Origin of the sequence: Parvibaculum sp. (genome assembly GCF_002684405.1) — a bacterium.
In the GTDB taxonomy this organism is placed as follows: Bacteria; Pseudomonadota; Alphaproteobacteria; order Parvibaculales; family Parvibaculaceae; genus Parvibaculum.
Genome location: NZ_NYVD01000075.1, coordinates 38,538 through 49,341, shown reverse-complemented (window position 1 = coordinate 49,341; position 10,804 = coordinate 38,538). Strand labels below are relative to the sequence as shown.

Here is a 10,804-nt window from a genome sequence, read left to right as displayed (position 1 = left end):
CGGGCGAGGTCCACGCCGTGGATTTCCAGCCCGCAGCCTGCCGAGACCTTCTTCATTTGAAGGGTTGCGCTCGTCGTCATGTATTCCTCCCGCGACTTCTATGCCGCTTCTGCCGGATTCCCAGCTTTTCCCATTGCCATGATGATAGACGCCCGCAACAATGGTATTGTTACAAAGGTAACAATATAACATTCCTCAGGCATGCCCCTTTCCAAGGCCGATATCTCGAAAATTCTGGCGCCCGACCCCTGGTTCTCGCGCCAGCCCGAGAACCTGCGCGCCGCGCTGGTTGCCGAGGCGCAGGAGGTTCGTGCCGGTGCGGGCCACTGGATTTACGACGCGGGCGAAAGCGCGAGCGGGCTCTACGGCACGCTCTCGGGGTCCATTGCCATGCATATCGGGCTCGAGAACGAAGAACCCGCGCTGGTCAGTATTATCGGACCCGGCCATATCTTCGGCTATACGGGCCGCTTTCTTGGCGGGCGGCGGATTGCGACCGCCGTGGCGCGCGAGCCCACCACCCTGCTCTATCTGCCCGAACGCGGGCTTGAGGCCATTGCCCAAAAAATGCCGGACCTTTGGGTCAGGCTTGCGGAGCTTTCCAGTTTTCATGTGGTTGCGGGCTTCCGGCTTGCGGTCGCGAATACACGCCCGGCGACACAACGCCTCGCCATCCATTTGCGATTGCTTGCCACGCAGTTCAGCCCCTCGCCCCATCTGCCGGTCACACAGGACGAACTGTCGGAAATGACGGGCCTGTCCCGCAAAACGGTGAACCGCGCGTTAGCGGGTTTCGAGAAGGACGGTCTTCTGGCGACCGGCTACAAGAGCTTGGAGATACTCGACCCAGCCCGGCTGGCGGCAACGGGACGGCGCAAAGGCGATCGCGACTGAGACGAAAAAAGGCGCGTTCCGGAGAACGCGCCTTCATCTTGTTCGATTGTCCGCGTCTTACTCGGCGGCCTGCGCGCCCGAGAGACCCGCCATACGGCTGAGGCGGGTGCGAATGATGTCTTCGGCTTCCGAAACCATCCGCGATACCAGCTCCTGACAGGACGGAATGTCGTGGATAAGGCCCTGCACCATGCCAGCCGACCAGATGCCGTAGTCCGGATCACCCTCTTCATAGACCTTACGGCCACGAGCACCGGCGACGAGATGGGCAATGTCCTCGATCTTGGCGCCGCCCTTCTTCTCGATGCCGACCACTTCCTGGCTCACCGCGTTCTTGGCCACGCGGGCCGTATTATGCAGTGTACGGAATATTAGATCGGTCTGGCGTTCATCATTGGCGACGATCTGTTCCTTCACCTTCTGGTGGATGGCGCTTTCCTTGGTGCACATGAAGCGCGTACCCATGTTGACGCCTTCCGCACCCAGCGCGAGCGCGGCCACGAGGCCGCGCGCATCGCCGAAGCCGCCCGAGGCGATCATCGGGATCTTCACCTTGTCGGCTGCCGCCGGAATGAGGATCAGGCCCGGAATATCGTCTTCACCCGGATGACCGGCGCATTCGAATCCGTCGATCGAGATCGCGTCGACGCCCATGCGTTCAGCCGACAGCGCATGACGGACGGCGGTGCATTTATGGATGACCTTAATGCCGTGTTCCTTGAAATGGTCCACATGCTCCTGCGGCTTGTAGCCCGCGGTCTCCACGATCTGCACGCCGGAGTCGATGATCGCCTGTCGGTATTCCGCATAAGGAGGCGGTGTCAGCGCCGGCAGGATGGTGAGGTTTACGCCGAAGGGCTTATCCGTCAGCTTCCTGCACTTCTCGATCTCCTTGCGCAGATCGTCGGGCGTGGGCTGCGTCAGCGCGGTGATGAAACCGAGCGCACCGGCATTGGCAACGGCTGCCACCAGTTCCGCCCGACCGACCCATTGCATACCGCCCTGCACGATCGGCGCTTCGACGCCGAACGTCTCGGTGAATCTTGTCTTGATCACGTGTCTCTCCCTGAAGGACTGATCGTTTTTTCGAGCCACTCTCCCGGGGCTCGTATTTTCGATCCCTCTTTCTAGCAGAAAACGACCCCGGTTTGCAGATGTCAAATCGCCGAAAACCCAACGGGCTCAAGCCTCTAAGACCTTGAAAACGCGAGGGAAAGGTGTCGGGTTGCCTATTCGGGATTAATCGATGATATGTTCAGGTATGAACAACGATGCCAGCTGGGACGCCTATAGGATCTTTCTCGCCGTGGCGGAGACGCAAAGTCTTTCCGCCGCCGGACGGCGTTTGCGCCTCAGCCACGCCACCGTGGGCCGCCACATCTCGGCGCTCGAAACGCAGCTCGGCACGAAGCTTTTCGTGCGCGAACAGACCGGCTATGCCCTCACCGGCGCGGGCGAACGGCTGCGCGCGGAAGTGGAGCCGATGGCGCTGGCCGCCGAGCGCGCGCTCCATGCCGCCAACAGCGCGGATGGCGAGGCGCAAGGGCTCGTCCGGGTCGCCATGCCGCACAGCCTCGCCTGCTACTGGTTCATGCCCTATCTCGGCGAACTCGCGGAGCGGCATCCCGGTGTCGAAATCGAACTGGTGAACGAAATTGGGCACGTCTCGGTCAAACGGCGCGACGCCGACGTCGTGATCCGTCCCTATGGGCCGGGCCGCGAGAATGTGGTCGGGCGCAAGATCGGCCGCATCGGTGTCGGCTTTTATGCCAGCAAGGCCTATGCGGAAACGCATGGCCTGCCTTCGCGCCGCGAGGAATGGCAGGACCACCGTATCGTTTCCTTCGGCGGCGTTGCGGCGGAGGTGGAGCTTGCCAAATGGCTTGCCCATGTCACCGAGGGCGGGAAGACCGCGCTGCGCTGCGTGGCGGATGCCGATCTCGTGCAGGCGGTTCGTGCCGGCATCGGCATATCGACGCTCGTCTGCATCACCGGCGACCACTATGACGACCTGGTGCGTATCGCGCCGCACAAGCTGGCCAACGGGACGGATATGTGGCTGCTTGCCCATCCCGACCTGCGCGACACCGCGCCCGTGCGCGCCGTCCTCGATTTCATTGCCGAGAAGGCAAAGGTCGACAGAGACCGCCTTTCAGGCAAAAGCTGACGCTGCGACATTCCCTCTGTTCAAAAACTGACTGTCAGTTCTTCATCCAAGAACATGCGCGGGAAGAAAATCCGGTCCATAGTCTCCTCCAACAAATCCACATGTGGAGGAAAACATGGCCCTGCCCGATAGTCTCAAAGGCCGGCTGGAACTGCCGGTGATCGGTTCGCCGCTCTTTATCGTTTCCGGTCCCGAACTCGTCATCGCCCAGTGCAAGGCGGGAATCGTGGGCTCGTTTCCCGCGCTCAATGCGCGCCCGGCCCATGTGCTGGAAGAATGGCTCATCCGCATCAAGAGCGAACTGGCCGAATATCAGGCCGCCAATCCGGACAAGAAGGTCGCGCCCTTCGCGGTCAACCAGATCTGTCATACCTCGAACGATCGCCTCGAACACGACATGGAAATGTGCGTGAAGCACGAAGTGCCGATCATCATCACGTCGCTCCGCCCGCCGGAAGAAGTGGTAAAGGGCGCGCATTCCTATGGCGGCAAGGTCTTTCACGACGTCATCAACGTAAAACATGCGAAGAAAGCCGCCGAACAGGGTGTCGACGGGCTCATCCTCGTCTGCGCGGGCGCCGGCGGCCATGCGGGCACGCTCTCGCCGTTTGCGCTCGTTCGTGAAGTGAAGCAGTGGTTCGACGGCACGGTGATCCTGTCGGGCGCCATGTCCGACGGCTGGAGCGTCGCCGGCGCGCTCGCCATGGGCGCGGACCTTGCCTATCTCGGCACGCGCTTCGTCGCCACGCAGGAAGCGAATGCGGATGCCGCCTACAAACAGAACCTCATCGAGCACAGCGCCGAGGACATCGTTTATTCGAACCTCTTTACCGGCGTTCACGGCAACTACCTTGCGCCCTCCATCGCCGCCGCAGGGCTCGATCCCAACAATCTGCCCGAAGCCGACAAGTCGAAGATGAATTTCGGCTCCGGCGGCAACATGAAGCAGAAGGCCTGGAAGGACATCTGGGGTTCCGGCCAGGGCATCGGCCAGATCAAGGATGCGCCCCCTGTTGGCGAGCTCATCGACCGGTTGAAGAGCGAATATGTGCAGGCCTGCCGCGAATTCGCCGAGCGCATGCCGGCGGAAGCGCTTCAGGGTCTGAAGGCTGCGGCTGAGTAATTGTAACGGCCTGAAAAATGTGGCCCCGGCCTTCCCGGCCGGGGCTTTTTTGTGCTGACCGCCTCAAATGTTCCTGATATGTACTCACTCCTGTCAAGGGAGCCATTCATGTCGGAAGAACTGATTTTCTACACAAACCCCATGTCTCGCGGGCGCATCACGCGCTGGATGCTGGAAGAGGTCGGCGCCCCCTATCGCACCGAAATTCTCGACTACGGCACCACGATGAAAGACGCCGACTATCTGGCCATCAACCCGATGGGCAAGGTGCCTGCCATCAAGCATGGCGACAGGGTCGTGACGGAATGCGCGGCGATCTGCGCCTATCTCGCCGATGCCTTTCCCGAAGCGGGGCTTGCCCCCGCCCCGCAGGATCGGGCGGACTATTATCGTTGGCTGTTCTTTGCCGCGGGCCCGGTGGAAGCCGTGCTTGCGGATGCCTCCCTCGGCGTCAAGCCCACCGCCGATCAGGAGCGCATGGTCGGCTATGGCAGCCTGGCTGCGGTGAGCGACGCTCTCGAAGGAGCCGTGAAGGGCAAGCGCTACATTGCCGGCGACCGCTTCTCGGCGGCCGATGTCTATGTCGCCTTCCAGATAGACTGGGCAATGCATAGCGGCGCGTTCGAGAAACGGCAGGCCTTTATCGATTATTGCACCCACCTCAATGAAAGGCCCGCCTGCAAGCGAGTGGCGGAAATCGACGGTCCCGTTCCTTCCTGATACGGATGAAAAGGGGCCCGGACCGGTGCCAGGCCCCTTTTCGTCACACCACATAGGGACCGAGGCCGAACACGGTGAGCGTGAAGACATAAGTCCAAAGGATGGCGACGGCCATCAGATAAACGATCGCTTCGGCTTTTCTGAAGGGGTTCATTTCCTTCTCTCCATTGCCATGGGTTGCGCGGTCACGCGGTGGCCGCGTTTTTTCGCGAGGCAGCGAGCGCCTTGACCTGCGGATGCTTGATGCAACCGAGTTCGATCAGGCTGTCGCGCAAGGCGGTTTCGACGGGCGTGCGGGGTTCTTCGCCGAGAAAGGCGACAAGCTTTGCGTTGTCGAGACGGAGGGGACGCTGCCAGAGGTAGCGCATCTCCAGCATCTCGCGGAACATCTCCACAAAGGGCGACGCAAGGAGGATCGCCCACCAGGGCAAGCGGCGGATGGGGAGCTTTTCATTGCCCGCCGCGCGGCGCGTTGCATGCGCCAGATCGATCCCGCGCTCGAACCAGAAGCCTTCGAAATGGAACCGCTCGAAGGGCGCCAGATCGTCCCTGCGCTCGACAAGCTGCGCAAAGGTCTCGCCAAGGTCGGGCAGATAGGCCCAGTCATGGCCGGCATCGGGCTTTCCGGGATAAACGATGCGGCGAAGCTTCCTGCCCGGCTTCACGACCGCAGCGGCGAACCAGTTGCTTCCGGAGAGTCCGCCGAGAAAATCGCCCGCGCGGACGATCAATACCCGGGTGCCCTCCTGCGCCGCCTCGCGCAGCCGGTTTTCCATCTGCACGCGGATGCGGCCCTTGCGGGTTTTCGGGTTCTGCGGCGCCTCCTCCGCAATGAACGCCCCGGCATCGGGACCGAAATTATAGACGGTCCCGGGAAAGGCGATCATTGCACCGCTCACCTTCGCCGCGGCGATGGTGCTTTCGAGCATGGGGAGCGCCAGCCCCTTCCAGTTGCGATAGCCGGGTGGGTTCGCCCCGTGAAAGATGAGATCGACGCCCTGTGCCGCGGCGATCACATCGGCGGGGTTCATGGCGTCGCCCTTCACCCATTCGACGGGGCCGAGCGCGGCATGGGCCTTCGCGGCGGCTTTCGGGTTGCGATTGAGCGCGCGGATATTCCAGCCGCGCGCGGCCAGCGCCCTGGTAACGGCGCCGCCGATACCGCCGGTGGCGCCGATGATGAGGGCTGTCTTCTGAGATTTATCGGTCATGGGGATCACCTCCGTTGTTGATGAGGCGAAGGTGTCCTATTCATGTTTGAATATGAATTGCCTTTATCTCTCTATCTGATATTCATATTCGTATGAATAAACCGGACCCAGGCTGGGAATATTACCGCTCCTTCCTTGCGGTGATGCGCGAGGGAAGCCTGTCGGGCGCCGCGCGCCTGCTGGGCCTCACCCAGCCAACGGTCGGACGCCATGTCGACGCGCTGGAGGATGCGCTAGGCATCAGTCTCTTCATGCGCTCGCAAAACGGGCTGTCCCCGACCGATAGCGCGCTCTCCCTCATGCCCCATGCCGAGGCCATGGCGAGCGCGGCGGAGGCGCTCCAGCGCGCGGCCAGCGGCACGGCAGACGAGGATCGCGGCACGGTCCGCCTCACCGCGAGCGAAATCATCGGCACCGAGGTGCTGCCTTCCATGCTCACCTCGTTCCGGGCAAAGCACCCGCTGATCGAGATCGAAATGATGATCTCCAACCGGAACAGCGATCTTCTCAGGCGTGAGGCCGATATCGCAATCCGCATGGCACAGCCGACGCAAAGCGCGCTGGTGGCAAAGAAAGTCGGCACGGTGCATCTCGGCCTCCATGCCCATCCCGCCTATATCGAAAAATACGGCCTCCCCTCCAGCCTGGAGGAACTGCGCGAACACCCGGTGATCGGCTACGATCGGAACGCTTCCATCCGGCGGCTCAACCTGTCGGGCATCGAGCTTACGCGGGATTTCTTCTCCTATCGCTGCGACAGCGATGTCGCTCAATACGCCATGCTGAAAGCGGGATATGGCATTGGTGTCTGCCAATATCCCCTCGGGGCACGGGATGGGCTCGTCTCTTTCATGCCCGATGCATTCGACTTCCCGCTCGATATCTGGATCGTCATGCATGAGGATCTGCGCGGAAACCGCCGGATGAGGCTGATATTCGACCATCTGGCCGAGACATTGGCAGCCTATGCCAAGGCCGCCGGACGCCCTGCCCGCAAGGCCTGACGCAGCGTCTTCCGCCCCCCTCTCGCCCTGAGAGCATCCGGCTGCTATATCACTGCCAAATCTCTCGTATCTCAGCTTGAGGACCCATTTTCATGTCGCAAGCCGCCAAGAGCGCATCGGCTACCGCCGGAAACCCCAATCCCCCGCTTGCCCCGTTCAACTGGGAAGACCCGCTGCTGCTGGACGAGCAGCTCACCGAGGAAGAGCGGATGGTGCGCGACAGCGCGCGCGCCTATGCGGACGAAAAGCTCATGACCCGCGTGAAGGAAGCCAATCGCAACGAGGTCTTCCATCGCGAGATCATGAACGAAATGGGTGCGCAGGGCATGCTGGGCTGCACCTTGCCGGAAGACTATGGCTGCGCCGGGCTTTCCTATGTCTGCTACGGGCTCGTCGCCCGCGAGGTGGAACGCGTCGACAGCGGCTATCGTTCGGCGATGAGCGTTCAGTCCTCGCTCGTCATGCATCCGATCAATGCCTATGGCACCGAGGAGCAGAAGCAGAAATTCCTGCCCAAACTTGCCAGCGGCGAATTCGTCGGCTGTTTCGGCCTCACCGAGCCCGACCATGGCTCCGACCCAGGCTCCATGAAGACGCGGGCAAAAAAGGTGGATGGCGGCTACATCCTCAATGGCGCGAAGATGTGGATCACCAACTCCCCCATCGCCGATATCGCCGTGGTGTGGGCCAAGCTCGAGGAAGACGGCAAGGACAACATCCGCGGCTTCATCGTCGAGCGCGGCATGAAGGGCTTCGAGACGCCCAAGATCGAAGGCAAGTTCTCGCTTCGCGCGTCCATCACCGGCGAGATTTCATTGTCGGATGTGTTCGTCCCCGACGAAAACCTTCTGCCGCATGTGCGCGGGCTTGCCGGCCCCTTCGGTTGTCTCAACCGGGCGCGCTACGGCATTGCCTGGGGCGCGATGGGCGCTGCGGAATTCTGCTGGCATGCGGCGCGGCAGTACACGCTCGACCGGACCCAGTTCGGCCGTCCGCTGGCTGCAAACCAGCTCGTCCAGAAAAAGCTCGCCGACATGCAGACCGAAATCACGCTCGGCCTGCAGGGCTGCCTGCAACTCGGCCGCCTCTTCGACGAGAACAAGGCCGCCCCGGCAGCCATCTCGCTCATGAAGCGGAACAATTGCGGCAAGGCGCTCGACATCGCCCGCGTCGCGCGCGACATGCATGGCGGCAACGGCGTCTCCGACGAGTATCATGTGATCCGTCACGTGATGAATCTCGAAGCGGTGAACACCTATGAGGGTACGCATGACGTCCATGCGCTGATCCTCGGCCGCGAACAGACGGGCATCCAGGCGTTCAGCTGATCCAGCCGCGGTATCCAGTTGGAAAAGGCCGGCATCGCTGCCGGCCTTTTTCGTGCATCGAATGCCGAAATCAGACGTGGCGCGCGGCGCCCCAACGGCGTACCGGGCCGACATCGATATGCACGAAATCGGAGCGCGGGTAATAGCCGACGCCACCGACGCGCAAATCCATCGCCGCATCGTAGACCTTGCCGACATTGCGGTTCGGTACGCGGATATCCACCGCCATGCCTTTCATGTGGTAGGAGCGCTTGGCCACACCCTTGCTCTTGGCGCGCAATGACGCATTCGTCTGCGGCGAGCGGTAGCCCGAAATGATGTTGAGCTCTTCGCTGGTGTCGAGCTTCAACTGCATCGCATACATCAGATCCAAGAGGTCCGGCGCCATCCGGTAGGCTTCATCGGCACGATGGTCCCGGAGGATGTGATCGATCTCCGTCATCGCCTCTGGCTCATATTTGCCTTCGGCCCAATAAGTGATTTTGGCGTGCTCGCCGGTATGCGTATTGAAGAGACGGAGCGTGCGCGCATCGCCGGCCGCCGCGAGAAGGTCGGCTTCGGGTGCGGATTTCGGCGATGAGGTTACCAGACCGGACGGGCGCGCCATCGGCAGGCGCAAGGCAGCGCTTGCCGGCTCCACCGCCGCCATGGTCGATAACGCAGCTAGACCGCCGATAAGTCCCCGGCGGGAAATCTGTACTGACACTTCTGACCTCTCGACTGATTGCCCCCAGTCGCAATCAATCTAACCTGTCCTGCGGCTTTGCCAATATGATTTGGATCATACCAAAAGACCGGACACCAGAGGCCTACATGCCGCAAGCCTCCACGGGCCGGGCCGGCTCGTCCGACCCGCCGGCGCCCCGAAGCGCGGCTTTCAACCGATCGTCCCGTCCGTAGACGTCATTACGGAAATTCATCGCCCCGTCCTCACTGACGAAAGCCGTCCAGTAGACGACCGCGACAGGCAGTTGTTCCGTGACAGGCACGCGTACCGTCTCTTCCTCGTCAATCAGCCGGTCGATCTCCTCGCGCGCATCGCCTCCCCCAAGAAGTATATTCGCAAGTTCGCGCGGTTTCTGGAGGCGTATGCAGCCATGGCTGAGCCAGCGATAGTCGCGTCCGAAGAGCGAGCGCGCATTGGTGTCGTGCATATAGACGGCGTAGGGGCTCGGGAAATCGATCTTCAACCTCCCCAGCGAGTTGTGCTCGCCGGGTGACTGGACAATGCGGCCATCCACCCATTCCATATGCTTGCGGTCCATATAGGTGTCGTCTTTTGCGATCTTCGGCAGAAGCTCGTTCTTCGTGATGGAGGACGGCACATTCCAGGGCGGATTGGCGATGACGGCCTGAGCCCGGCTGACAATGATCGGCGTCTGGGTCTTCTTTGCACCGACGATGGCGCGCATGGAAAGCTCCGTCCGTCCGTCCCGGATCAGCTTCAACTGCGCCGCCGCCGCATTCACTTCGATACGGGTGGGCGGCAACGCATGGGCAAGCACGCGCCAGCGTTCCAGATTGAGGGCAATCTGCTCGACGCGCCGGGCAGGCGGCGTATTGAGCTGCGCCAGCGTGTTGCGTCCCACCACGCCATCGACCTCCAGCCCATGCCGCGCCTGATAGTGACGCACCGCAGCTTCCATTTCCGGCGTGTAGAGCGTTCCGGCAGGCAGCCGGCTTGCGTCTCCGGCCTTGATAAGCCTGGCGGCCAGTTGCGGGACGGCGGGAGATCGGTCGCCCGGATGCAGCGCCCTCTCGCCTTCGAGCGACAGGGGGCGAAACGCCTCTTCCATCTTTGTCCGATAGGCTTCATAGGCAAAGCGCAGCCGGTTATAGGCCGGGTCCCGCGGCGGTAATTCTTCGAGCCAGGCCGCAAAATCGCGCGCATGGAGCCCGGCCGCGAGCGCGCCCGCCGCATCCATTTTCAAGGGCGGCACCGACACTTCCTCTGCGAGCGCGGCGGGCGGCACGCGACCTGCCGTCATCACCCGGACATAGCGCAGCGCGGCATCCGTCATGAGCAATTCCGACATGTCGCTGCCGCGCGTGAGCTGTTTCAGGGTTTCCAGATGGAATAATGACGGCGACAGGCCGTGGCTCCACACCCGTCCGAGCATCTCGAGCAAGGTATCGCGCCGGTGCGCCGTCCAGACGCAGCCGTTATTTTCCAGCGCATAGAAATCCCGCACCCGCAGGAAATCGATCTTGATGTCTTCCGGCAGGCGGGCGGCAACTTGCTCGATCCGCTGCGGTGTCATCGCACAGCGGTTTTCCGCCGCGCGAAGCTCTCCCGCCCCCGCCAGACAGATAACGAAAATTGAAGCGAAAATTGCGCTTTGCCGGACCATCAGCCT

10 protein-coding genes are annotated in these 10,804 nt (G+C 62.0%); 6 read left to right on the top strand and 4 right to left on the bottom strand.

Features of this window, described 5'->3' with window-relative positions:
- The first annotated feature begins 201 nt into the window (after positions 1–201).
- Positions 202–894: a Crp/Fnr family transcriptional regulator gene (locus tag CMI59_RS06590; protein WP_293326359.1), complete on the top strand. Its 693-nt coding sequence runs from the start codon at positions 202–204 to the stop codon at positions 892–894.
- A gap of 57 nt (positions 895–951) precedes the next feature.
- Here the strand turns inward: CMI59_RS06590 and CMI59_RS06585 are convergent, their stop codons facing one another.
- Positions 952–1,950 (bottom strand): nitronate monooxygenase family protein, encoded by a 999-nt coding sequence (locus CMI59_RS06585; protein WP_293326357.1) that lies wholly within the window; start codon positions 1,948–1,950, stop codon positions 952–954.
- 205 nt (positions 1,951–2,155) lie between these two features.
- Here CMI59_RS06585 and CMI59_RS06580 point away from each other — a divergent pair, with 205 nt between their 5' ends.
- From CMI59_RS06580 to CMI59_RS06570, 3 genes are all read left to right on the top strand, one after another.
- Positions 2,156–3,061, top strand: a complete 906-nt coding sequence (locus tag CMI59_RS06580; protein ID WP_293326354.1) for a LysR family transcriptional regulator — start codon at positions 2,156–2,158, stop codon at positions 3,059–3,061.
- 115 nt (positions 3,062–3,176) lie between these two features.
- Positions 3,177–4,184, top strand: coding sequence for a nitronate monooxygenase family protein (locus CMI59_RS06575; RefSeq protein WP_293326351.1), 1,008 nt, complete (start codon positions 3,177–3,179; stop codon positions 4,182–4,184).
- Between the two features lie 108 nt (positions 4,185–4,292).
- Positions 4,293–4,904 carry a glutathione S-transferase family protein gene (locus tag CMI59_RS06570; protein WP_293326349.1) on the top strand — a complete coding sequence of 204 codons (612 nt, stop codon included), beginning with the start codon at positions 4,293–4,295 and terminating at the stop codon, positions 4,902–4,904.
- A 185-nt stretch (positions 4,905–5,089) separates the two neighbouring features.
- On the opposite strand, the gene CMI59_RS06565 is transcribed toward CMI59_RS06570, so the two are convergent.
- Entirely contained in the window at positions 5,090–6,115 is a 1,026-nt protein-coding gene (locus CMI59_RS06565) for an SDR family NAD(P)-dependent oxidoreductase (protein ID WP_293326346.1), read from the bottom strand.
- A 92-nt stretch (positions 6,116–6,207) separates the two neighbouring features.
- On the opposite strand from CMI59_RS06565, the gene CMI59_RS06560 reads away from it, so the two are divergent.
- Entirely contained in the window at positions 6,208–7,119 is a 912-nt protein-coding gene (locus CMI59_RS06560; protein WP_293326343.1) for a LysR family transcriptional regulator, read from the top strand.
- A gap of 92 nt (positions 7,120–7,211) precedes the next feature.
- Positions 7,212–8,447, top strand: coding sequence for an acyl-CoA dehydrogenase (locus CMI59_RS06555; protein WP_293326342.1), 1,236 nt, complete (start codon positions 7,212–7,214; stop codon positions 8,445–8,447).
- A gap of 70 nt (positions 8,448–8,517) precedes the next feature.
- On the opposite strand, the gene CMI59_RS06550 is transcribed toward CMI59_RS06555, so the two are convergent.
- Together CMI59_RS06550 and CMI59_RS06545 are read right to left on the bottom strand one after the other, a co-directional pair.
- Complete coding sequence (locus CMI59_RS06550) at positions 8,518–9,153, bottom strand: DUF882 domain-containing protein (RefSeq protein WP_293326340.1); 636 nt, start codon at positions 9,151–9,153, stop codon at positions 8,518–8,520.
- A 103-nt stretch (positions 9,154–9,256) separates the two neighbouring features.
- Complete coding sequence (locus CMI59_RS06545; RefSeq protein ID WP_293326338.1) at positions 9,257–10,708, bottom strand: L,D-transpeptidase family protein; 1,452 nt, start codon at positions 10,706–10,708, stop codon at positions 9,257–9,259.
- Positions 10,709–10,804: the final 96 nt, after the last annotated feature.